This is a genomic window from Tunturibacter gelidoferens, from assembly GCF_040358255.1.
Taxonomy (GTDB): Bacteria; Acidobacteriota; Terriglobia; order Terriglobales; family Acidobacteriaceae; genus Edaphobacter; species Edaphobacter gelidiferens.
Map to the genome: position 1 here is coordinate 4814202 of NZ_CP132938.1, position 23667 is coordinate 4837868.

Here is a 23667-nt window from a genome sequence, read left to right on the forward strand (position 1 = left end):
CAACGGCGTCACACGACGCGTATCTACCTCTTCTTCTTTCGACGAAATGCAGATTCCGCCGCAGCATTCTGCTCAGGCCGCCACAAACCCGACATCGCAAAAGCAGAATGTATTAACGCAATGTGCGATAACGCCTGGGGGAAGTTCCCCACCATCCGCTTTCCAATAGGATCGTACTCCTCCGACAACAGCCCAACGTCGTTGCGCAGCGCAAGCAACCGTTCAAACATCGCCTTCGCATCTTCCTTTCGCCCGATCAGCCACAAGTTCGTAACCAGCCAGAAGCTGCAAGCCAGAAATGCGCCTTCACCTCCTGCAAGCCCATCCTTCGTCTTCTTGGTATCGTACCGTTCCACGAAGCCGTCCTTCATCAGCCGTCTCTCGATCGCCTCCACCGTGCCAATAATCCGCCTATCATCCATCGGCAAAAATCCCACCAGCCCAATTCGCAGACACGAGGCGTCGAGCTGTTTCGATCCATACGACTGCACAAAGCTGTTCAACTTCTTATCAAACCCCTTCTTACATATCTCCCGATGCAACATCTCGCGGTTCTTCTTCCATCGCTTGACGTCACCCTTCCCATCGAACTGCTCGTGATGCCTAATCGCCCGATCAAGCGCCACCCACGCCATCACCTTCGAGTGAGTAAAGTGTTGCGCACCGCCGCGTGTCTCCCAGATCCCTTCATCAGGGTTCGGCCACACCTTGCACAGATGGTCGATCAACGCCGCCTGTACCGAAGCCGCCGACACACGTATCTCGTCTTCAGCCTGCGGAACCCTCGACAGAGCCGACGAAACCTCACCAAAGACGTCCAGCTGAAACTGATCCACCGCCGCATTCCCGATCCGAACCGGACTCGAATTTTCATAACCGGGCAGCCAGTCTGCCTGCCACTCCACCAACTGTCGCTCGCCGCAGATCCCATAGATCGTCTGCACCTGATCGGGTGCCCCAGCGATGGCGCGCAACAACCACTTACGCCACTCCACCGCCTCGTCCACATAACTGGCCTGCATCAAAATCAGCAACGTAAACGCCGTGTCGCGCAACCAGCAATAGCGATAGTCCCAGTTGCGCGCCCCGCCAATCCTCTCCGGCAACGAGGTCGTTACAGCCGCCACAATCCCCCCCGACGGTCTATACGTCATCGCCTTCAAAGTAATCAGCGAACGCTCCACCGCCTCCGCGTAAGGCCCGGCGTACGCATTCTTCCGGCTCCACTTGCTCCAGAACCTCTGCGTCTCCGCAAGCGCTTTATCCACCGAGAGCTCAGGTGGACTCTTCTCCAGAGACGAAGAACTGGTCAGCGTAAAACTCATCGTCTCGCCCTTACGCACCGTGAAGTCGCTCCGCGTCGTCATGCCTTCTCCACGCAATCGCGCCTTCGTTCTCAGCGTAACCATGTCCATGCCGGCGATCGCCCGCAACCCGTCCGCGGTGCGCGTCACCCAGGGAATCGTCCGTCCGTAATCAAACCGGATCGCCAGATCCATCTGCATCGATACCCTGCCACGAACTCCACGTACGATCCGCACAACATGAGAGTGCCTCTCGCGCGGCGGCATAAAGTCGATCAGGCACACCTCTCCCTCCCTCGTCTCAAAAGTAGTCTCAACGATCAACGTGTGCCCTTCGTACTCCCGCCTCGTCGCCTTCACCTTACCCTTCGGTACGATCTGCCAGAAGCCGTGATCCCGCGTCCCCAGCAGCGCCGCAAAGCAAGCAGCAGACGAGAAGGTGGGCCAGCATAACCAGTCGATCGACCCCTCTTTCGACACCAGCGCCGCAGTCTCGCAGTCCCCCATCATCGCGTAGTCTTCAATCCTCTCCCCATGTAACGCCCCGTGCAACGCCCCATGCGCCGCCCCGTCTACAGCACCATGCAACTTGCCTGCGACTTTCTTCTTCGCCTTCGCCACAAAACCTCCAACTTGCCGGTGCATTCAGCCCGCCTACAACCACTTACGCCACACCCGGCATCTCTTTCAGGAATGGATTTAACCCATCAGATGCGCAACACCGCGACCCCAGGGCAAGGCAATGAAGTATGCCAGCGAAATTACCCTTCGAGCAACCGGGCTCATGAAAAATCTTTCGCCGCTGCCACCCTTGCTCTCGCGCAGCCTCAGAATCGGCAGTACACTCACGGCAGGAACGCCTCTTCAGACGATAAGTATCTTCCGGCAGATATCGACAACCTGAGGCGCCGCTAACCGAACCGAGAAAGTCCACATCGCACGATGGCCTCCGCGCAGACAAATATCGACCTTACCTCGAACGCCATGAACCCGACGCCCGCGACGACCGCAACCAGCAGCATGCTCGTTAGCCTGGTTCCCCTCTCTCAAGAGGCCTTCGAAATCACGCTCTCAAACCTTGCCCTCGCGTTTCCAAACGAAACGGTCCTCGTCGCCACCCCGGACACCGCGCCTCAGCTCTCCTCCGGCAGCCCCTTGCGCCTCATCCCCTACACCCCCACCGCCGTCTCTGCGACCCCCTGGGTCCTCACCGCAGCCGACTATCTCAACACCTACAAACTCGCGCAGGAAAACCGCGCCACCAGCTGCCTCCTTCTCGGCGCCGAATGCCAGTCTCTGCATCCCGAGACCATCCGCGCTCTAGCCCAATCCACTCTCACCAGCGACCTCTCCGTCGCGCACTACGAACTCGGCCCCCGCGAAGGCCTCGTCAACTCCGCGATGCTCTACCCCGTCACCCGCGCCCTCTTCGGCACCCGCCCGCGCTACCCCCTCGCCATCGACCTCGGCCTCTCCCTTCGCATGGCCGGCCGTCTCGCCGCCACAGCACAGCGCTTCACCGCCACAGCACAGGACGACTCCTTGCTCTGGCCCCTCGCGGAAGCAGCAAACGCCAACTTCACAGTCGCCGAGGTAGAGGTCACCCCTCGCGCCATCCCTCAACCCGCGAATCGCGACCTCAACAGCCTCCTCGCCCACATCACCGGCTCATTCTTCGCCGACGTCGACGCCAAAGCCTCCTTCTGGCAGCGTGCCCGCGGCACCCAACCCGCCCAGCCCCTTCCGCAAACCGCTCACGTCGCCGAGCCGCCCGAAACCGCACCCATGCTCGAGGCCTTCCGTCTCGCCTACACCAACCTCCACGAGATCTGGTCCCTGGTCCTTCCGCCCAACTCGCTCCTCGGCCTCAAGAAACTCTCCATGCTCCAACCGGAAAACTTCCGCATGCCCGATAATCTCTGGGCTCGCATCGTCTACGACTTCATCCTCGCCTACCGCCTGCGCACCATCAACCGCGGTCACCTTCTCGGCGCGCTCACCCCGCTCTATCTCGCCTGGGTTGCCTCTCATCTCACCTTGATCAGCACGGGCACGCCCCCCGAAAAGCACATTCAGGATCTCGCCGTAGCTTTTGAAACCGACAAACCCTATCTCGTATCACGCTGGCGCTGGCCCGACCGTTTCAACCCATAGAGAAAGCACTTCAACAAAAAATCTCTAAACAGCGGCAAATCAAATAGGCCAGCAAACCCGTAAGGAGACTTTCTCATGTGGCAACAAGTCGAACAGGCACTCCGCCAATCCGCCCAGCAGGTCCTCTATAAGCTGGCGAGCTTTCTCCCGGCCCTCATCGCCCTTCTTCTCGCCCTAGTCATCATGACCGCCATCGGCATGGGCCTCGCCGCACTCCTTCGCCGCTCGCTCACCGCCGCCAAGTTCGACGAGCGCCTCGCCCGCAACTCCTCCGCCACCATCTCAGACTGGTCTCCCGCGCATAGCCCAACCGCACTCCTCGCACGAGTCGTCTTCTGGGGATGCGTAGCCATCGGCTGCTTCATCGGCATCTCCGCCTTCGACGCCGCCTTCCCCGGCGAGTCCCAAATCTCCCTCTTCGTCCTGCCCTACCTCACCCACTCCATCGGAGCCGTCCTCCTCCTCATCGCCGGCACCCTCATCGCGCGCTTCCTCGAGCGCTCCGTCCTCATCGGAGCCGTCAACGCCAAGCTCCAGTACGCCCGCTTCCTCTCTCTCGGCATCAAGTGGCTCGTCCTCGTTCTCACCGCCGCTATGGTCCTCGACCACCTCCAGATCGGCGGCGCCGTCGTCGAACTCGCCTTCGGAATCCTCTTCGGCGGCATCGTCCTCACCCTCGCTCTCGCCGTCGGTCTCGGCTCCCGCGACATCGTCAGCCGCTCTCTCGAACGCAGCGCCGACCTTCGCTCCAACCTCGACCCCATCCCCGGCGATCCCGACTTCAAATCCTCCGCACCCACCGAACCCCTGCGTCACTTCTAAAGCAAATTTCCTGTTGCTATAGAGGTGTTCTACCGCTCATTTTTGTTGTCATTCCGCACCCTGAGCGAAGCCGAAGGGGGAGGAATCTGCTTTTGCCCTCCGTTCGGTATCCTCTACGTCAACTCGAAATTTGCTCCAGTTCAATCGAGCCACACCTCCACACGCGCTCGTCCGAAGACGGCGATACGATCCTTCACGTCTGCGCACTATCCCGCAGGCGTCGCGAATTTTCATCTCCAACAGCTTCCTTCCTCCACGGAGCAGGCATACTATTGGTCTTCGCGAAACTCGCCACCTAATCCGGCCCCTCACACAAATTCATCCCCAAATTTCGAGGACCATTCAATGGCAACCAAAAAGACATCCACTCCCCACATCTCAGCCTCCCCCCGCACCGTACTTCCCGGCAGCGAAAAATCTGCCTTCGTGCAAACCGCCGGCGAAAAGCCCGCGCCCTCCGGCACAAAGATCACCGTCTCGGTCGTCGTCCGCCGCAAGGCCCCTCTCAAAGTCGCCAACCGCCTCGGCAAGCAGCGCCTCACCCACGCCCAATACAGAAAGACTCACGGAGCCGACCCCGCCGCCGTCAAACTCGTCCGCACCTTTGCCAAAGAGTTCGGCCTCACCGTCGCACCCGACACGCCCGGCCCCGAGCGCCGCACCATCAAGCTCACCGGCACCGTCGCCGCCATGCAGAAGGCCTTCGGCGTCACCCTCGTCCACAAAACTCACGACGGCACCACCTACCGCGTCCGCGAGGGCAGCATCACCCTCCCCACTGACCTCGTCGGCCCCGTCGAAGCCGTTCTCGGCCTCGACAACCGCCCCCAGGCACAGCCCCACTTTCGCATCGCGGGCGAAGCCGGCGACCTCACCGCCAACATCGCCCAGGCCGGAGGCTTCGCCCATCCCCACGCCTCCGGCACCAGCATCTCCTATACCCCGCCTCAGATCGCCGCGCTCTACCAGTTCCCGCCCAACGCCTCCGCCGCAGGCCAGACCATCGGCATCATCGAGCTAGGCGGAGGCTACAAAACCACCGACCTCACCGCCTACTTCAAAACCCTCGGCCAGAAAACCCCCAGCGTCAAAACCGTCTCCGTCGACGGCGGCAAGAACAGCCCCACCAACGCCAACAGCGCCGACGGCGAAGTCATGCTTGACATCGAAGTCGCCGCCTCCGTCGCCCCCGGCGCCAACATCGTCGTCTACTTCGCCCCCAACACCGACCAGGGCTTCATCGACGCCATCGCCACCGCCGTCCATGACACCACCAACAAACCCAGCGTCATCTCCATCAGCTGGGGCGGCCCCGAGTCTAGCTGGACCACCCAGTCCCTCAACGCCCTCGACGCCGCCTGTCAGTCCGCCGCCGCCCTCGGCATCACCATCACCGTAGCCTCCGGCGACAACGGCTCCACCGACGGCCTCACCGACGGCAGCAACCACGTAGACTTCCCCGCCTCCAGCCCCCACGTCCTCGCCTGCGGAGGAACCAAACTCATCGGCACCGGCTCCTCCATCAACTCCGAGGTCGTCTGGAACGAAATCGCCAACAACGAAGGCGCAACCGGAGGCGGCGTCAGCAACTTCTTCCCACTCCCCACCTGGCAGGCCAACGCAGGCGTCCCCGCCCCCACCAACTCCGCAGGCGGCCGAGGCGTCCCCGACGTCTCCGGCGACGCCGACCCCTCCACCGGCTACATCATCCGCGTCGACGGCAAGACCCTGCCCATCGGTGGCACCAGCGCTGTAGCTCCTCTCTGGGCCGGCCTCATCGCCGTAGCCAACGCACAGAACGGAACCTCAGCCGGCTTCATTCAACCCGCCATCTATGCCGCCAAAGGCGCCGCCGCCTTCAACGACATCACCTCCGGCACCAACTACTCCGGCTCTCCCACAGGCTTCACCGCCGGCCCCGGCTGGGACGCCTGCACCGGCCTCGGCTCCCCCATCGGCACAAAACTCATCACCGTCGTCAACCCCTCATCCACCAGCGCCTCGAAGGGTGGAAAGAGCAAGGGCAGCAAGAAAAAGCCCGTCCGCACGCGCCCGGCACGCAAGCCGCACGCCGCAACCAACCGGCGCAAAGCCGCTGCCGGCAAACGTCGATAACTCTAAACCCTCCGCCCGGAATCGATCCCCAGGCGGAGGGAGCAACTACTGGCCCATGTCGTAGAAGAACTCTTCGTAGACCACCTTGCCGCCCACAACCTTGTACACCGCAACCTCTTCCATCACGAAGCGCCGGCTCTGCGGTTTGAACGTCACATCCAGTTTGAAGGTGCAGGTAAAGTGCGAGCCGGCGACCAGAGGTCCCTCGACCGTACAGGAGTGAACCTCATGGTTTGTCGCCCACCACTCGCCCTTGGCTTTGACCGCCTCCAGTCCTTTGGACTCGCGCGATCCTCCCGGAGGCGCTCCCGCTTCCATGCTCACGATGTCCTCGCCGTATAGGCTCTCGGTTGCCTCCTTAAATTTGCCTTCCCGGCAAAGCTTCACCAACTTGTCGGCCAATTCCTGCGTCGTCATTGTGCGTCTCCTTTTCTAAAAACTGTGTATTCCAACCGCCACCAGCATAAGGCAAGAGGCGCACGGCTGTTCCTGGCAAACTCCGGACAGTCTTCCTGCTACGCGAGGCCGCCCAGGATCCAGATCACAATCATCCTAAGCGGCCTCCATCACCACGCAACAACCCCGCTAGTTAGAAAGCAGAATCTGGCAGGCTTCCTTCATCTCCTCCTGCTTCGTCTCGTCCTCTTTGTCATTCGTGCTCACAAAACCAAGTCCGTGCGGACTCTGCATTCCGCTCACAATCGGCGTCAGCTGTCCAAACTCCAGGTCCAGCCGTCCCACAAATCCCGGAGCCGCGCTTGCACCCGCAACTCCCGCCGAGTAAGCGGCGCCCGGACTAAAAACATCCTTCGTGATCTTGTACGTTACGTTGGCAGGCTCATCCGACACCAGCAGAAAACCATCGGTCGACGGCGCGAACAGCGTGTCATCCACCTGCGGCTGGCCGTAGGGAGAGCTCAACGGAATCTGCAGCGCACTCTGAGCCGGGCTACCTGGATACCGCACCACGATCAACTCCGAGTCGCCCTGGCTATCCAGCACGATATCTCCCGTCGGCGATGTCGTCATCGAGTCCGGATCCTGCAGGTTCAACGTCACAGGCAGCCCGGTCAGGACATTCTTTGCCGTTGCATTGCCCTCCAGCACCGGCGTCACCACCACCAGCCCGCCTTCAATCTTCGCCTCGACGATAGCCGGAAAGGCGTTCGGATTATGTGCCGGATTCGAAGCGCTCAGATAGGTCTTGCCCTTCAGAAACGTGATGTCGTCATATCCGCCTCCGGCCGCTGGCGCAGCCGCAAACGGAACCGTCTGTTTCACCCGCGTATCCGGATCGAAGATCACCAGACTAGGATTTGCATCCTCATTCTGCATCACCCAAAGCTTGTTTGTGTAGGGATTCAGCTTCAGACCATCATTGTGCCCCTTCACCGTAAAGCTATAGACCATCTGCCCCGCCCGGTTATATTCGACGATCATGTTCGACTTCCCATCTTTGCCCGCGGGATCATTTCCATCGCCGTAGCCGATATAAACATGGTCCTTGTATACGGCGATCGAATCGGGAGCCGTAAACTTCCCTTTGTATCCCCTCGCGAAGACGCTGAGGTGGTAACCGTCAACAGCGGTAGGCGTGCTGGCCTGGCCAAACGCCGGGGCAACGCTAAGCAGCATGGCAGCGGACGCAACAAGAGCATTGCGCGAGATCAGTGGAGAGAGTGCGGTAGACATGGTGAAACCTCCTGAACTGGGCGGAAGAGTTGGATAAAACAGAAGTAGCTAGGTTCAAAGCGATACTCCTCCCCTGAAAGCAACGCAGTATGACTGCCAGATGAATTCTTCGTGACCCCTGTAGTCTTCTCAAAACTGTGCAAAGCTCGCCGCCTCCCGCCTGGCGTCCTCCTTGCCATAGTTTTTGCAATTCTTGTTGTCATCCCCGCAGGGGATCTGCTGTTGCTTCTGCAGTTGTCGTTGCTTCTGCAGTTGTCGTTGCTTCTGCCGTTGTCGTTGCTTTTGCCGTCGCCGTTGCTGTTGCATCTGCCGTTGCTCTTGCAGTTGCCGTTGCTTTGGCAGTTCTCGTTGTCATCCCCGAAGGGGATCTGCGGTCGCATTTGCCGTTGTCGCTGCATTTGCCGTTGTCGTTGTCGTTGCTTTTGCAATTCTTGTTGTCATCCCCGAAGGGGATCTGCGGTTGCGGTTGCGGTTGCCGTTGCTTTTGCAATTGCAGTTCCTGCCATCTTTACCGTCACTTCTTCTACTACTGTTATCTCCCTATTGCTTCTTCTCGTACCCCTCGCTTCCAGGTTCGCTCAACCACCCCATGGCCCCGACTCCCCGCGACCACCCAAAAATCCTCACTCCGACCGCAGCCGCGCAGTCTCATCTCATGAGTAAACTAACCCCACCATGAAGCCCCCAGTCCTCACCCTCCTGCTTCTCTCCACCCTCACAGCCTCAGCACAAAGACCCCTCATCGGCATCTTCGAGTCCACCTCCTCCGGCAGAGGCGACAACCAGGGTCAACCCGGCGTCCGCGTCCTCTTCCATCAATCCGGCCGGGAGTGGCGCTCCTACAACGCCACCTGTCAGGACGAAGCCTGCCTCCAAACCGTCGTCCACGTCTATCCGTCCGTCACCACCTGGACCCTCATCAGACGAGGCAAACCCGTCGCGAAGGTAGCTGCCACCACGCCTGCCGCCTACCACTTCTACTCCGAGATAGGTGTCCAGGCCATCACCAACCCCGCCGCTGTACTCAACCTCGAGACCCGCCCAACCCCCGATCGCCCAGACCCACCCCACACCATCCTCGCCACCACCCTCCCCACCCTCACCGACCCCGACAACTGGCAACCCGCCTCTCCCTTCCCCCTCGACGTCACCCACGTCCAGCAGGCCTTCCACAAACTCTACCCTCACCCAAAGAACTGCACGCAAACGACCAGCAATTCACCATCGAACTACCACGACTCCACCATCACCGACCAGCAGATCGCCCCCGGCTCCTCCTACGTCTCGAACAAGAACTGGCGCATCCTCGAGGTCACCCTCAACGGCTACCTCTGCGACGGCCCACCCGACGACGCCTGGGTCGATCACTGGTTCGCCATCTCACCCATGGGCGAAGTTCACCACCTAGGCCGACTCATGCACCTAGCCGGCGCCGCAGACTTCGCCCACGAAGGCCACTCCGAGTTACTCTTCCAGGTTCAAGCCGGCAACGAATCCGGCTACAAACTCTTCTACGACAGCTTCACCCATCAAGCCCTCGCCACCGTCACCTACCACTAACCACTCACCCACTCGCAGCAAAACGCCGTCACTCTGAGCGCAGCGAAGAATCCCCGTATTTGCCTTTGCCTTTGCCTTTGCCTCTGCCTCTGCCCTTGCCGTTGCCATTGCCCTTGCCGTTGTCTGCTCTTCGCCGTCATCCTGAACGGAGTGAAGGATCCCGACACCTTCGACCCACCCAAACCGTTCGGACCTTCCAACCCAAACACTCCAACCGTTCCCGCTCCCTCCACAAAATCGTCAGCTCGACCGAGGCCGTTCACAGCGCAGTGGAGAAACCCGCTTTCCGTTTAGGTTCACCACACACGCTAGCGCCTCACACAAAAAGCAATAGCAACACCTAACTCTTCGCCCCGCCCATCAGATGAGTAGCATGCGTTATAGCCGCCCCCGCACGAAGATTTGCAGCCACCAACGCCGTCTCAGCCAACTCCTCCTGACTGGCCCCCGCAGCCACCGCACCAGCTCGATGCAGCTCCAGACAGTAGGGACACTGCGTCGTCAACGCCACCGCCACCGCAATCAACTCCTTGTACTTTTTAGGAACAACTCCATCAGCCATCGCCGCCTTATCGAACGCCCAGAAAGCCTTCGTCGCCTCTGGAGCTCCTTCCCCGAGCAAGCCCAGCTTCTTCATATTCGCCATGTCATACATTGCTTCTCTCCCATTCAGTTGTGAGATATCTCACGTCCGCAGGTCTGGCCCACCACTGTCACTCGACTCTCAACCAGTTTCGGCCCACAACCCAACCCCGTCAACCTCACAACACTAGGCCCCGAATCGCCACACAGAGAAAATCCGGAAGCTCCCGGAAAACCTGTCAAGCCCCTGAACCGCCAAACCCCGCGCCAATCCAGCGAAATCACATGGCGTATCAGTTCCTCTCAACCTTCTATAATGGATACAGCGGAGAAAACGAAGGACAGCGTCGCCTTCTACCGACGCCCGGCCAACGCCGTGCGTAACCTCTTGAAAACAAGTATTTTGCACGTAACTCCTTTGTATGGAATATTTTGCAGCCACTGCCTATCTGCAAACCACTCAAATAAAAGGATTTGCTCCCAAAATACCCCAAGGGGGGGGAGGGGGTACCCCAACCCCAACGATTCGTCGCAAGCCACCAAACTTCGTCTATCCTTATGCAACACCTTCCATGACCAGCCATCATCAGATCGTTGGCAGCTCCCCCATCCGCAAAGAGGGCAGAGACAAGGTCATGGGCCGCGCCCGCTACGTCGATGACATCAGCCTCCCCGGCATGTGGTTCGGAGCCACTGTCCGCAGCACCATCCCCCGCGGCCGCATCACCTCCATCGCCTTCGACCCCGCCATCCCCTGGCACGAGTACACCATCGTCTCCGCCGCCGATATCCCCGGCGAAAACTGCATCGTCCACCTCACCAAAGACCACCCCTGCCTGGCCGTCACCCATGTCAACCACGCCGAAGAGCCCATCCTCCTCCTCGCCCACCCTAACCGGGCCGTACTCCCCGCCGCCGTCGCCGCGGTCCACATCACCTACGAAGAACTCCCCGCCATCTACACCATCGAGGACTCCGAAAAAAAAGAGCAGATCATCTGGGGCGAAGGTGAGAGTGCCAACACCTTCAAGACCTACCTCATGCAGAAGGACCAGAAGCCGATCCCCGACGAGATCTGGCAGACCGCCGACTACATCGTCGTAGGCGAGTACCGCACTGGCGCCCAGGAGCAGCTCTACATCGAGAACAACGGAGTCATCGCCGAATATGATCCCGAAGCCGGAGTCACAGTCCGCGGCTCCATGCAGTGTCCGTACTATCTCGTCCACGCCCTCGAACTGGTCTTCAACCTCCCCGCCGAGAGGTGCCGAGTCATCCAGACCGAGACCGGCGGAGCCTTCGGCGGCAAGGAGGACTTCCCCTCCGTCATCGGCAGCCACGCCGCCCTCCTCGCCATGAAGTCCGGCCACCCCGTCAAGCTCTGCTACGACCGCGCCGAAGACATGGCCGCCACCACCAAGCGCCACCCCAGCCGCACCCGCCATCGCACCGCCGTCAGCAAGGACGGCAAGCTCCTCGCCGGCGAGATAGACTTCGCCATCGACGGCGGGGCCTACGCCACCCTCTCCCCCGTCGTCCTCTCCCGCGGCACCATCCACGCCCCCGGCCCCTACCACTGGCCCCACCTCACCGTCCGCGCCAAAGCAGTCGCAACAAATATTCCGCCCCACGGGGCCTTCCGCGGCTTCGGCGCACCGCAAAGCATCTTCGCTCTCGAACGCCACATGGACAAGATAGCCAAGGTCGTCGGCCTCACCCCAGAAGAGTTGCGCCGACGCAACTTCCTCGGCACCGGCGACCACACGGCAACCGGCCAGCTCCTCAAAGATCCCGTCGACATGCAGCACCTACTCACGCGAGCCCTCGAAGAGTCCAACTACCATGCCAAACGCGAGCAGTTCGACCGCGAGAACCCAACCAGCATCATCAAGCGCGGTATCGGCTTCGCCACTTTCTTCCACGGCGCAGGCTTCACCGGCTCCGGCGAGCGCCGCCTCAACTCCCTCGTCGAAATCGAGCTCACACCCGAAGGCCAACCGCGCCTCCTCGTCTCCTCCACGGAGTTCGGCCAGGGCACCAACACCATCCTCTGCCAGATCGCCGCCCAAACCCTCCGCTTGCCTTACGACCAGATCCTCATCGCCCAACCAGACACTGGCCACGTCCCCAACTCCGGACCAACCGTCGCCAGCCGCACCGCTATGGTGGTCGGCAAACTCGTCGAACGGGCCGCGCAATCACTCTGCGGTACCCTCGTCCATGGCGGCTATCTCGCACCTGACTACACTCCCGAAGACTTCCGCACCGCCGCGCTTCTCTTCCTCGCCCAACACGGCTCCCTCAAGTCCGAAGCCCGCTACCAGTCCCCCGGCGACATCTTCTGGGACGACGAAAACTACAGTGGCGAAGCCTATCCCGCGTACGCCTGGGCCGTCTACGTCGCCGAGGTCGCCGTCGATACCACCACCTACTCCGCAAGCGTGACCAACTTCTACGCCCTGCAGGAAGTAGGAAAAGTCCTTCACCCGATCCTCGCCGCCGGCCAGATAGAAGGCGGAGTCGCTCAGGGTATCGGCTACGCACTCTACGAGAAATGCCTGTGGCAAAACGGTCATCTCGCCAATAATCAGATGACGAACTACATCATGCCCACCAGCGCCGACGTCCCACCCATCCATGTCACCTTCGAAGAGATTCCAAGCCCCCACGGAGCCTTCGGAGCTAAAGGCATCGGCGAACTCCCTATGGACGGCCCTGCTCCCGCCATCCTCAACGCCATCGAGCATGCCACCGGCATTGCCTTCACCGAAATTCCGCTCCTTCCCGAAGACATCTTCGAGCGAATAACCCGCACGCCCGAAGCAGGCAGCGAATCTCTCGATCCCGCGGTGGCCGGCCCAATTTTCAGCGAGGCCACCGCGTGACCACGATTCAACTCACTGTCAACGGGCAGTCAAAGATCATCGAATCCCCGCCAATGAAGCGTCTCCTCGACGTTCTTCGCGAAGACCTTCACCTTCCGGGAGCAAAAGAAGGCTGCGGCGAGGGAGAATGTGGCTCCTGTTCGGTTCTTATGAATGGCGATCTGGTCAACTCTTGCCTCATTCCTATCCTTCAAGTAGAAGGAGCGGAGATTACGACGATCGAAGGCGTCGCAATCAACGAAAGACTTCATCCTATCCAGCAATGCTTCCTCGAGAACGGGGGGGCACAGTGCGGCATCTGCACTCCAGGCATGATTCTCGCCACATGTCACCTGCTTGAAAAATATCCGCAACCAACTTTGTTACAAATCCAGGAAGGTCTCTCCGGCAATCTTTGCCGCTGCACTGGCTACATTCGCATCTTCAACGCTGTTCAGGCCGCAGCTCTCGTCGGAGCCGCCGAATAATGCGCTCCAACATCACGCAATACGATCTCATCGCCCCAAAATCGCTTGACGCTGTTCTTCAGATCCTCGCAGACTCGCCCGACCGCTACATCCCCATGGCCGGCGGCACCGAGTTAATGGTGGCGCTGGGCGCTGGGCGTCTTCAGCCTAAAAAGCTCGTCTCTCTCTGGAACCTCGAAGAGTTGCGCTTCATTGAAGTCACCCCCGACGCAGTCCGCATCGGTGCCGGCACTACTTTCACTGATGTTCGCAATCACCCCATCATCGCCAGCGAACTCTCCCTCCTCTTTCAGGCCGCCAGTTGGACCGGCTCCATTGCGAACCAGAACCGAGGCACCATCGGCGGCAACATCGTCAATGCCAGCCCCGCCGCCGACTCCCCTCCGGCCCTTCTCGCTTACGACGCTACTGTCACTCTCGTCTCAACTCGCGGCAGTCGCACAATTCCTTACCGCGACTTCCACCTAAGCTACAAAAAAACCGCTCTCGCCCCTGATGAACTCCTCCACAGCATCACGCTCTTACGTAACTTCGTTGATTACAAAATCTACATTCGCAAGGTGGGGACTCGGAACGCCCAAGCTATCTCAAAGGTCGCAATCGCCGCAGTCGCCCGCACCAACCGTGGCGTGATCGAAAGTATCCGCATCGGAGCCGCCAGCCTGCGCGAGACTCCTGCCCGCCTCATCGCCACGGAACAGTCTCTCCTCAACAAACCCGTGACGCCCGCTTCCCTCGCCGCCGCCCGCGGAGCTTTATTGAGCGAAACCCTTCCCATCGATGACATCCGCAGCACTGCGAAATACCGCGCTGCAGTTGCTGCCAACCTCCTCGAAGAGTTTCTGCACACCCTCTAGCATCATGCCGCGAGAGCCTCTACCCAAACAATTCACGCGCACGTGCCAGATCTTCAATCGTATCCACATCCAACTCCCCACCAGCCAACGCTACGCACTGTGCCGACCGCAGCAAATCTTTTGCTCCGGCATCGCCCCGCAACTCCATCAGATCCTTAAACAAGGACGCCGGAAAATAAGCCGGCACTCCTCGCCGACCATCGTACGTGGACCCTGCTACCTCTCCTGAAGCCGCCAGGCTCCGTAGGTGCAAAGCCGTCACACCCGGCATATCGCAAGTCATCACCACACAACCGTCCAGGTCATGCAGAGCCCCCACTCCAACTCGCACTGAAGCGCTCATTCCCTCGCACCAGTTGTCATTCCTCAAAACATCAGCATCACCCAACTCACACTCCGCCTCGATCGATTCCGCAGAAGCCCCCAACACCACGACCACCGGTGAAAATCCGGCCTCACGAGCTACCCTCACCGAGTGTTCCAACAGATTTTCGGCTCCTATCTTCACCAGTTGCTTCGGCTCCCCCAACCGCCTCGAAGCCCCAGCCGCGAGAATCACCGCACCGATCCGCTTCACGCAACATCCAGCGCACACTGTGTTTGCAAATAGCGTGCGACGCCACCCTCTCTCAGGTGAATCTCAACATCTTCCGACGACAACCTTCGCGAAGCACCCAGCTTCCCCATGCAGGAGGCTTGCACCTCAGCGATAACCGCGAGAGCAATGGCCTCCGGTCCGTCACCGCCAAGGTCCAACCCCACTGGCGCATAGATACGGTCGCAGCACGCCCCAAGCGTCCATCCCAATATCGCTGCAGCCTCGCTGACCAGCAGCGAACTCCGGTGCCGTGCCCCCAGCAGACCAAGGTACCTGGGATGCAACGGGAGCACCGCGGCCAGCAGATCCCTGTCCTGCTCATAACTATGTGTCATCAGTACCACTGCGTCGTCAGGACGAATCGCCAGAACCTCACTCGACGCCGCAGATGCCACGATCACCCGCTCCGCCTCCGGAAATCGATCCTCGCGAGCCATCTGCGCCCGTCCATCCATCACCGAAACGCTCCAACCCAGTAACGCCGCCATACTCACCACTGGTTTCGCGTCATCGCCTGCTCCCAGAACGAACAACCGCTGTGGAGTGGTGATTCGCTCCACAAAGATGCCAGATGGCATATTCGCAACAGCGCCTCGAAGTAGTACGGCTGCCCTCGCCTCCATTAGTTCAGGCTCTGTCAGGCCCGCGCTAGCAAATGTGAAATCTCCCGTCGCCGCAAGTACAGCACGTTCCAGGCTCCTTCCGGCACACGGTAGCCAGGTCAGCACCGTCACCTCATCCCCAGCAAGCGCAACTTCCAGTGCCGCGAGCGCAGCTCGGCACTCAGGAGTATCGACCGGTTCGATCAGTAGATCGACTATCCCCCCGCACCCCAGCCCAAACGGCACCTCCGCCGTGTCATCAAACATCGTCGAATACCGCTCCACCACGGCGCCATCCCGAACCAACCACGCGGCCTTGCGCATCACCTCGGCCTCTAGGCATCCTCCACTAATCGTCCCTGCGTACTCTCCTTGCTTCCCCAGCAGCAGGCGAGCTCCCGGCCGTCGATAGCTCGATCCCTCGACCCGTACAAGCGTCACCATCGCGGCTGCTCCTCCTTGCCGCCACATCCGAACGATCTGCCGACTTTCTTTCATGCCAAAAGTCTGCCTCCCTCAACCCTGACTGCTATTCTCCGCGTCGGGGTCTCATCTGTCCATCGAAACGGCAGACGCCGTAGCCTCGGGTCGTTCCAAGAGTGGGATCTCAAGTGATGAGAGATAAGTGCTCAACCAGGGCTAGCTGCCGCGAAGAGAGTAGTTACTCTACGCAGAACAGCACCCTTCCTCCTGTAGCGTCTTCTCTTACTCTTAGCCGAAGATTGCTCGAATTTCCCAAAAAACTCAATCGTTCCGAGGCTGTTGCAACTGCCACTTTATAGGTAGTTCCCTCAAATCCTCTATATGCAATACTTTTGGCGCAGGAGACCGGATACCTGCTTTTGATGGAGTGTCACAACTCCAAAGAACCGCTTCACCTGCACTTGCGCGTCCGTCCTGATTCACTTTGTAGCACGAACCTAGGAGCTTCATTCATGCATCTCAGCCGTCTCGCCGGTGTTCAGGCCCTGTCTGCCCTGGTCGTTCTCGTTGCATCCGCCACCGTTCCGTCTCTCGCACACGCCCAAGCCCTTACTTTGGTGCAGAGCGGCACTCGATATGCCGGAACCATCACTCCAGGCTTCAACGGAGACTTCGGACCCGCGACAACGGTCAGCCTCAACACTCCGTCCTATATTGTCTTCGATTCGAACGGCAACCAATATCTCTCGGATACGTTGAACAACTGCGTGCGCAAAATCGATAGCTCGGGGTCGATGAGTACCCTGGTCGGACTCGCTGTCTCGGGCAAAGGAGACACCTGTTCCACTTCATCGAACAGCACTCCGGCCCCCTCCCAGGGTCTATACCAACCCACGGGTCTTGCGGTCGACAGCTCGAACAACCTCTACATCGCAGACAGTAGTCACAACTGCGTTCGCAAACTCGCCGCAGGAGCCTCCGGAGTCGCTTCGCTTACCACCGTCTCCGGCACCTGCGGTTCCGCTGTCTCAGCCACCCCGAACCCCAACGGTCTGGCCCTTGACGCCAGCAACAACCTCTACATCGCCATTCAGGATACTGAAGTCCCCGCGGCTCTCAGCACCTATCAAGTCCTGCTCCAGGCTCCTTCCTCGAGCCTCTGCGTAGTAGCTGGCGCGCCTTCCGCACTAGTTCCTACAACCTGCCCCGGCATCACCGGCAATGTCACGCTGAACGCCCCCTCAGGTCTCGCAATCAACGGCGCAGGAGATCTCTTCATCGCCGATACCGGCAACAACTGCGTCCGCCAGGTCGTCGGTCTATTGACGTTCCAAACAGCCGTCGGCCAGTGCTCCAATGACAACTCAGGCACAATCGCCACGGCACTGAACAAGCCATATGGTCTAGCCTTTTCGCCCACGCAGTCGATCTACATTACCGAGACCACTCCCGATGTCGTGGTCAGTTACGTCCTGGGCGCATCCAGCGTGACCATCACCGCGGGCCTCCCCAATGGCGCCTCCGGCTCCTACAGCCCAGTCCAGGACGGAACCTCCGCACTCGACTTCCCTCTCAACGGTCCCCGAGGAATTGCCGTCGACAGCCTAGGCAACTTCTCTCTCGCTGACTCCAGCAACAGCATCCTTCGCAAACTCAGCAGCAACATCATCTTCCCGCCTACGCCAGTTGGGAGTCTCAGCGCTGGCCTCCCGGTCACCTTTGTTGTCAACCAAAAAGTAAATCTATCTGTTACTTCAGGGCCAGACTTCAACATCATCACAAATACCTGCACCGGCGTCCTTACCCCTTCGGCTCCGGGCGCGCCACCTGTTACCTGCCAGGTCTTTGTTCGCTTCACACCCACTCTTCTTGGACTGCGCAGCGCTCCCATCAAGCTCGCCGACTCGGTCTCCGGCAACAGCATCTCCCAAGGGCTCGAAGGCAGGGCAACCGGCTCGCTCGGTGTCTTCACCCCCGGTATCGTGAAAACTGTTGTCAGCTCCCTTACCGCTCCTTCAGCAGTAACGGTAGACCCAGCCGGCAACGCGTACATCCTCGAAACTGGCGCAACTCCCGGCTCGGGCAACCTCCTAAAGCTTCCTGTCAGCGGACCGCCTTTTCCCATCATTCCCGGAGGATCCGGCCTACTCACCTCCTCGGCCATCACAATTGACTCCACCGGAAACTACTTCATAACCGACGCCGTTCACGGCACAGTTTCCCGCTTTGGCGTCGATGGCAGCCTGAATACCGGCTATGTAACCGGCCTTGATACGCCAACCTCCATCTATGTCGATGGCTTCGACAACCTCTTCATCGCCCAGGCAGGCTCGACGCATAACGTGATCGAGGTCTTTGCAGGTGGCGGGAGCCGCACTATCGCAGGCAGCGGAACCAACTCCTCGGCCGACGGCGTCCTCGCCACGACTGCCAGTTTCGTCTCACCTGGCGGCCTCATTCTCGATGCTACCGGCATCCTCTACATCGCCGACACAGGCGGACATCTCGTCTACGCAGTGGATAAGTTCGGCATCATTCACCAAATTGCCGGAAATGGAACCACGACCACAACAGTTGCTGGCCAAGCCACAGGGACCGCCATCATCTCTCCGTCTTCCCTAGCCTTCGATGCGGCTGGAGACCTCTACATTGCGGATGCCACCGCTAACACCGTCTACACTGTCTTCGTCTCTACCACAAGCAGCGGCAGCAACATCTCGACCACCCTTGGCACCGGGACTGCCGGAAATTCAGGCGATGGCGGCTTCGCCAACCTCGCCCAGATCAACAACCCCCTCAGCATCGCCGTTGAAGGCAACAGCGATCTCTTCGAAGTCGACAACGGCAACAACTCCGTCCGCGAGATTACCTATCCCAATCCCACGCTCGCCTTCGGCAACGTTCTGGTTGGCCAAAGCTCCGGCGTCATCCAGCAGACCTTGAGTAACTTTGGCTCTGCTCCCTTCACCCTCAACGGTTCAATTACCACCTCCGATCCTCACTTCACGATCGATCCGGGCACTACCACCTGCGGTACCACCATCATCTCGGGTTCCACCTGCAACCTGGGCTTCGTCTTTACTCCAACCGCCAAGGGTTCGCTGACGGCCGCCGTCACTATCATCTCCAACTCGTACAACAGCCCTCAGACAATCACGCTTACCGGAACCGGAAAGGTCATTGCGCCGCTTCAATTCACATTGCCAGCCGAAACCGAAGTTTACGGCCAACCCTTTTCTCAAACCGTCAACGTCACCAATGGCAGCCCCTCTCCGAGCGGCACCATCACCTTTAGCCTCGGTGCACGGACTGTTTGCATCGTCACCGGTACCTTCGGACTAGGTTCCACCTGCATCGCTTCCAACAGCGGCCTCGCCGTCGGTACCTACACACTCACCTTCAACTACTCCGGCGACACCAACTACTTGCCCGCCACCGGTAACGTGAACCTCACGGTCACTCCGGCTGCGCTCAACGTCACCGTCAACAACGTTACCCGCCTCTACGGAGCGTCCAACCCTACCTTCACAGGCTCACTGACCGGAGTTGCCTCGGGCGACACGATTCTCGTCGCCTACTCCAGCACCGCCACCGTCACCTCTCCTGTAAATACCTACCCGATCATCGCGACTCTCACCACGGCTGGGACAACAAACCTCTCCAACTACGCGATCACGAACACACCCGGAACCCTCACCATCACTCAGGCTCCCATCGTCGTAACAGTTCTCAACTTGAGCCGTCAGTACGGCCAAGCCAATCCCGCCTTCAACAGCACCACCCTCGGCGTCTTGAACGGCAATACCGTTAGTGGGGGAACCTTCAACGGCGACGTGCTCACAATCGCCTATACCTCACCGGCCACAGCCACCTCGCCTGCTGGAACTTATCCCATCAACGCGACCGTGGCCGGAGCAAACGTCGGCAATTACGCCATCACCGTCGCTGCCGGCACCCTCACCGTCACGCCTGCGGTCCTCACCATCACGGTCAACAACGCGACCAAGACCTACGGAGCAGCCAACCCAGTCTTCAGCAGCACTGTCAGTGGCGCTCTCAACGGAGATATCTTCACGAACGCTTACTCGACTATAGCCACTGTCGCGTCACCAGTCGGCTCCTACCCGATTAATGACGCGGTCGGCGGTCCTGCAGCCTCCAACTACACAGTCCAGGTTACCCCGGGAATTCTCGCGATTACTCAGGCCTCCATCACTGTCAACGTGACTGCTAACAACGCCACACGCAACTACGGCGCGACCGATCCCACCTTTACCAGCACGGTCAATGGCGCCCTGAACGGCGATACCTTCACCATTACCTACACCACCACGGACACACCAACATCACCGATTGGTACCTACACGATCATCCCCTCTGTTTCAGGCCCTGCGACCGCCAACTACAGCACCATAACAACGACAAACGGAACTCTCACCATTACCCCAGCCACACTAACCGTTACGGCGACTAATGCCACGCGCACCTACAACACACCGAACCCTGTCTTCACCGGAACAACCACCGGTCTGCTCAAAGGCGACTCTGTCGCTACCACGTTTAACAGTTCCGCTGTTCTGAACTCCCCCGTGGGCACCTACCCGATCATTCCCTCGGTCTCCGGCGCGGCTCTCTCAAACTACTCCGTCAACCTGGTCAACGGCTCGCTCACCATTACCCAAAATCAAGGCGCTCTAGTCATTAACGTCAACAGCGCGAGCCGTCTCTACGGCGCACCCAACCCCGCATTTTCTGGAACCGTCACCGGCGTAGTCCCTGGCGACGACGTAGTCGTCACCTATACGACCGTCGCGACCCCCACGTCCGCGGCAGGCCAATACCCCATCGGTGCCAGCGTCTCGGGAACCTCTGCCGGCAACTATATCGCCACCATCCACCCCGGCACGCTCGACATCAGTCCTGTCGGCACCGTCACTACGGTCACAAGTTCCGGCTCGCCTGCAGCCGCTGGCACCACAGTCACTTTCACGGCCACGGTCACCACCACAACTGGTGTGTCCACTGGCACCGTCAACTTCTCGGATGGCGGAAATCTCCTCGGCACCGGTACCCTGAACAGCAGCGGTATCGCTACATTCGCCACCAGCGCTCTTACCTCAGGCAGCCACACCATCACCGCCATCTTCCAGGCCAACACCAACTTCTCCACCAGTTCGGCCACCCTCACCCAAGTCATCAACACTCCCGTGGGCAGCTTCACAATGTCCGCCACGCCTCCCACTCAGCTCATTCGCGGTCCTGGTGCAACGAGCTATCAGATCGTACTTACCTCCGTTGGAGCCTTTGCCGGCCAGATCAATCTCTCCTGCTCTGGCCTTCCTGCTGACGCTACATGCACCTTCGCCAGCAATCCGACACTCACCGCCGGGGGCACCGCCACTGTCGCGCTGACCATCAACACTACCGCGGCCGACGCCAAACTTAGCAATCCATCGATCCCTAACCTCAAACCCATGGATCTCACCCCAATCACCGCTGCCGCCGTCTTCCCGGTCGAACTCACCGGACTTGGCATCTTCTTTGCCGGACTCCGGCGCCGCAGAAAGCTAGGTACTCACGAGATTCGCCTTCTCGCAGTCATCCTTCTTTCCTTCGGTATCCTTGGCCTGGCGGGTTGCTGCTTCAACACCACATTCCAGACCTACACCGTCAGCATCACGGGCACCAGCCCCAGTTCTACGACGTCATCTCAATCCACCTCGGTCTTTCTGTCCGTCGGGAAGTAGTAGCAGTGTCACCCGTCTGTCCGTTGATCTCGCGGGACAAACGGGCGCCAGTGAAAAATCAGGAAGCACCGTAGTTGGAGGTTTCATCCTTATGCGTCTCCGCCCCGTGAGCCCCGATAGATTGAGCTCTCATACCGTGCACCTCACGAGTGTCCTACTCAATTCCGTGACCAGGCTCCTCGTCGCCCTCTGCATCGCAGCCTCGCCATGGTCGGCTCTAGCGCAGGCGGTCAAAACCGCCTCCACGCCCCCGCCCGATTTTTCGCGCCTGGACCTCTACGGCGGCTATGCCTACTTCCATCCTTTCAACAGCGAAATCGCTCCCTTCGTCTATCAGCCCATCAATCCCGGTGCCGTCGCAAGTGCCACCGCCTATTTCAATCGTTACTTGGGCGTCCAAGCCGAGGGCAGCTTCTTCCCGTACGGGACCAACGATTGCTATTACACCGCCCAAGCCGGCCCTGTTCTCCGCTACCAAAAAGGCCGCTTCATCCCCTTCGCCCACGTTCTCGGCGGCGGAGCCAGAGCAGGCGGACCAGCCTTCCAACCCTGCACCTGGGGCTGGGGCGTCACCGCCGGAGCAGGTCTCGACCTCGTCCTGCCAGTTTTCAACAATCACATCGCCCTTCGCATAGCCCAAGCTGACTTCAACTACTCCCACGTTGACTACGGTCCAGTCGACCCCGCCCAGGTAACCGGAGGCGTTGGTGATATCACTGCCTACCGCCTCTCTGCCGGCGTAGTTCTGCGCTTCGGCCAGCAAACGCCTCCCCCACCTGTCCAACTTGGCTGCACCGTTCAACCAACCAACGTCTTCCCTGGCGATCCCGTAACCGTTACAGCCACTGCTACAAACATCGAAGCGAAGAAGAAGCTTTCCTACACCTGGACCGCCAGCGGCGGTGAGCTCACCAACAACGACGCAACAGCCAACATCAACACCGCAGGCCTCGCACCAGGCGACTATACCGTCTCGGGTCACGTCAGCGAAGGCAAACGCCCTGGCGAGAGCGCCAACTGCTCCGCCGGCTTCCGCATCCATAACCCCGCTCCGCCCTCCATCGCTTGCTCCGCCAACCCCAGCACCGTCATGCCCGGCGACCCCTCGACCATCACAGCCGTCGCGAGCAGCCTGGAGGGTCTCACCCTCAGCTACTCCTACTCCGCCTCCGCTGGCCAGATCTCCGGAACCACACCTACCGCGACGCTCGTCACCAGCGGCGCTCCCTCAGGCATCGTCACGGTCACCTGCAACGTTGTCGATGATCTCGGCAAACACGCCTCCGCCGACACCACAGTGACAATCATCACGCCTCCACCTCCGCCGGTCCCGCAGGTACGCCCCCTCTGCAGCGTTTCGTTTGAGCGGGATCTGAAGCGTCCCGTCCGCGTCGACAACGAAGGGAAGGCCTGCCTGGACGAGATCGCTCTCACCCTCAACCGCGACACCACCTCAAAACTGGTAATTGTCGGCAGACACTCCGACGATGAAACGCCTGATGCTGCAGCCCAGCGCGACCTCAACGTAGAGCAGTACCTCATCGACGAAAAAGGAATCGATCCTGCACGCATCTCGATGCGAACCAGCGGCCAACCTGGTCGCGTCCTCGACAGCACACTCGTTCCCGACGGAGCCTCATTCACCCCCGGGGACACGGCTACCTTCGACGCAAACTCCGTGAAACGGGAGGGCCAGCCATACGCTAAGCCAAAATCCACTACGAATCACTAACCAATCACGAATCTGATCGACTTTTGTCTCAAACCTGAGAGGAGGAGCTCCAGGCTCCTCCTTATTTTCCGCCCCACGGTCAACCTGAAGCGCCCATTCAACCAGCGCACCCGCGAACATTCTCATC

Annotated in this window: 16 protein-coding genes; 9 read left to right on the forward strand and 7 right to left on the reverse strand. The window is 59.9% G+C overall.

Features of this window, described 5'->3' with window-relative positions:
- Positions 1-23: 23 nt before the first annotated feature.
- Positions 24-1949 carry a glycoside hydrolase family 15 protein gene (locus tag RBB81_RS20805; RefSeq protein WP_353071953.1) on the reverse strand — a complete coding sequence of 642 codons (1926 nt, stop codon included), beginning with the start codon at positions 1947-1949 and terminating at the stop codon, positions 24-26.
- 297 nt (positions 1950-2246) lie between these two features.
- On the opposite strand from RBB81_RS20805, the gene RBB81_RS20810 reads away from it, so the two are divergent.
- From RBB81_RS20810 to RBB81_RS20820, 3 genes are all read left to right on the forward strand, one after another.
- Positions 2247-3458: a hypothetical protein gene (locus tag RBB81_RS20810; RefSeq protein ID WP_183792605.1), complete on the forward strand. Its 1212-nt coding sequence runs from the start codon at positions 2247-2249 to the stop codon at positions 3456-3458.
- 75 nt (positions 3459-3533) lie between these two features.
- Positions 3534-4280, forward strand: a complete 747-nt coding sequence (locus RBB81_RS20815; RefSeq protein WP_179585173.1) for a hypothetical protein — start codon at positions 3534-3536, stop codon at positions 4278-4280.
- 345 nt (positions 4281-4625) lie between these two features.
- Positions 4626-6395 carry a S53 family peptidase gene (locus tag RBB81_RS20820; protein WP_353071954.1) on the forward strand — a complete coding sequence of 590 codons (1770 nt, stop codon included), beginning with the start codon at positions 4626-4628 and terminating at the stop codon, positions 6393-6395.
- Between the two features lie 45 nt (positions 6396-6440).
- On the opposite strand, the gene RBB81_RS20825 is transcribed toward RBB81_RS20820, so the two are convergent.
- The 3 genes from RBB81_RS20825 to RBB81_RS20835 all read right to left on the reverse strand — a co-directional run bounded on the left by RBB81_RS20825 (position 6441) and on the right by RBB81_RS20835 (position 8577).
- A complete protein-coding gene (locus tag RBB81_RS20825; RefSeq protein WP_179585177.1) occupies positions 6441-6812 on the reverse strand; it encodes a SnoaL-like domain-containing protein in 372 nt (123 codons plus the stop codon).
- A 168-nt stretch (positions 6813-6980) separates the two neighbouring features.
- Positions 6981-8087: a hypothetical protein gene (locus RBB81_RS20830; protein WP_353071955.1), complete on the reverse strand. Its 1107-nt coding sequence runs from the start codon at positions 8085-8087 to the stop codon at positions 6981-6983.
- Between the two features lie 199 nt (positions 8088-8286).
- Entirely contained in the window at positions 8287-8577 is a 291-nt protein-coding gene (locus RBB81_RS20835; protein WP_353071956.1) for a hypothetical protein, read from the reverse strand.
- 185 nt (positions 8578-8762) lie between these two features.
- On the opposite strand from RBB81_RS20835, the gene RBB81_RS20840 reads away from it, so the two are divergent.
- Positions 8763-9647: a hypothetical protein gene (locus tag RBB81_RS20840; protein WP_353071957.1), complete on the forward strand. Its 885-nt coding sequence runs from the start codon at positions 8763-8765 to the stop codon at positions 9645-9647.
- A 340-nt stretch (positions 9648-9987) separates the two neighbouring features.
- Here RBB81_RS20840 and RBB81_RS20845 read toward each other — a convergent pair whose 3' ends face one another.
- A complete protein-coding gene (locus RBB81_RS20845; RefSeq protein ID WP_353071958.1) occupies positions 9988-10302 on the reverse strand; it encodes a carboxymuconolactone decarboxylase family protein in 315 nt (104 codons plus the stop codon).
- A 499-nt stretch (positions 10303-10801) separates the two neighbouring features.
- On the opposite strand from RBB81_RS20845, the gene RBB81_RS20850 reads away from it, so the two are divergent.
- Genes RBB81_RS20850 through RBB81_RS20860 form a run of 3 tightly spaced genes read left to right on the forward strand, consistent with a single transcriptional unit; the run spans position 10802 to position 14438 of the window.
- Positions 10802-13114, forward strand: a complete 2313-nt coding sequence (locus RBB81_RS20850) for a xanthine dehydrogenase family protein molybdopterin-binding subunit (protein WP_353071959.1) — start codon at positions 10802-10804, stop codon at positions 13112-13114.
- Positions 13111-13581, forward strand: a complete 471-nt coding sequence (locus RBB81_RS20855) for a (2Fe-2S)-binding protein (RefSeq protein ID WP_353071960.1) — start codon at positions 13111-13113, stop codon at positions 13579-13581. The genes RBB81_RS20850 and RBB81_RS20855 overlap by 4 nt, the downstream gene beginning before the upstream one ends.
- The gene (locus RBB81_RS20860; protein ID WP_353071961.1) at positions 13581-14438 is read left to right on the forward strand and encodes an FAD binding domain-containing protein; all 858 of its coding nucleotides are present in this window, start codon (positions 13581-13583) and stop codon (positions 14436-14438) included. Before RBB81_RS20855 ends, RBB81_RS20860 begins: the two co-directional genes overlap by 1 nt.
- A 19-nt stretch (positions 14439-14457) precedes the next feature.
- Here the strand turns inward: RBB81_RS20860 and RBB81_RS20865 are convergent, their stop codons facing one another.
- Together RBB81_RS20865 and RBB81_RS20870 are read right to left on the reverse strand one after the other, a co-directional pair.
- Positions 14458-15015: a nucleotidyltransferase family protein gene (locus RBB81_RS20865; protein ID WP_353071962.1), complete on the reverse strand. Its 558-nt coding sequence runs from the start codon at positions 15013-15015 to the stop codon at positions 14458-14460.
- Positions 15012-16136, reverse strand: a complete 1125-nt coding sequence (locus RBB81_RS20870; protein WP_353071963.1) for an XdhC family protein — start codon at positions 16134-16136, stop codon at positions 15012-15014. The genes RBB81_RS20865 and RBB81_RS20870 overlap by 4 nt, the downstream gene beginning before the upstream one ends.
- A 437-nt stretch (positions 16137-16573) precedes the next feature.
- Here RBB81_RS20870 and RBB81_RS20875 point away from each other — a divergent pair, with 437 nt between their 5' ends.
- Together RBB81_RS20875 and RBB81_RS20880 are read left to right on the forward strand one after the other, a co-directional pair.
- Positions 16574-21808, forward strand: coding sequence for an MBG domain-containing protein (locus RBB81_RS20875; protein WP_353071964.1), 5235 nt, complete (start codon positions 16574-16576; stop codon positions 21806-21808).
- Between the two features lie 91 nt (positions 21809-21899).
- Positions 21900-23540, forward strand: a complete 1641-nt coding sequence (locus RBB81_RS20880; RefSeq protein ID WP_353071965.1) for a hypothetical protein — start codon at positions 21900-21902, stop codon at positions 23538-23540.
- Positions 23541-23667: the final 127 nt, after the last annotated feature.

What these genes read in the sequence shown, in the direction of transcription:
- RBB81_RS20805 (WP_353071953.1), bottom strand. Translation starts at nt 1,949, where the DNA reads ATGCACCGGCAAGTTGGAGGTTTTGTGGCGAAGGCGAAGAAGAAAGTC.
- RBB81_RS20810 (WP_183792605.1), top strand. Translation starts at nt 2,247, where the DNA reads ATGGCCTCCGCGCAGACAAATATCGACCTTACCTCGAACGCCATGAAC.
- RBB81_RS20815 (WP_179585173.1), top strand. Translation starts at nt 3,534, where the DNA reads ATGTGGCAACAAGTCGAACAGGCACTCCGCCAATCCGCCCAGCAGGTC.
- RBB81_RS20820 (WP_353071954.1), top strand. Translation starts at nt 4,626, where the DNA reads ATGGCAACCAAAAAGACATCCACTCCCCACATCTCAGCCTCCCCCCGC.
- RBB81_RS20825 (WP_179585177.1), bottom strand. Translation starts at nt 6,812, where the DNA reads ATGACGACGCAGGAATTGGCCGACAAGTTGGTGAAGCTTTGCCGGGAA.
- RBB81_RS20830 (WP_353071955.1), bottom strand. Translation starts at nt 8,087, where the DNA reads ATGTCTACCGCACTCTCTCCACTGATCTCGCGCAATGCTCTTGTTGCG.
- RBB81_RS20840 (WP_353071957.1), top strand. Translation starts at nt 8,763, where the DNA reads ATGAAGCCCCCAGTCCTCACCCTCCTGCTTCTCTCCACCCTCACAGCC.
- RBB81_RS20845 (WP_353071958.1), bottom strand. Translation starts at nt 10,302, where the DNA reads ATGTATGACATGGCGAATATGAAGAAGCTGGGCTTGCTCGGGGAAGGA.
- RBB81_RS20850 (WP_353071959.1), top strand. Translation starts at nt 10,802, where the DNA reads ATGACCAGCCATCATCAGATCGTTGGCAGCTCCCCCATCCGCAAAGAG.
- RBB81_RS20860 (WP_353071961.1), top strand. Translation starts at nt 13,581, where the DNA reads ATGCGCTCCAACATCACGCAATACGATCTCATCGCCCCAAAATCGCTT.
- RBB81_RS20870 (WP_353071963.1), bottom strand. Translation starts at nt 16,136, where the DNA reads ATGAAAGAAAGTCGGCAGATCGTTCGGATGTGGCGGCAAGGAGGAGCA.
- RBB81_RS20875 (WP_353071964.1), top strand. Translation starts at nt 16,574, where the DNA reads ATGCATCTCAGCCGTCTCGCCGGTGTTCAGGCCCTGTCTGCCCTGGTC.
- RBB81_RS20880 (WP_353071965.1), top strand. Translation starts at nt 21,900, where the DNA reads ATGCGTCTCCGCCCCGTGAGCCCCGATAGATTGAGCTCTCATACCGTG.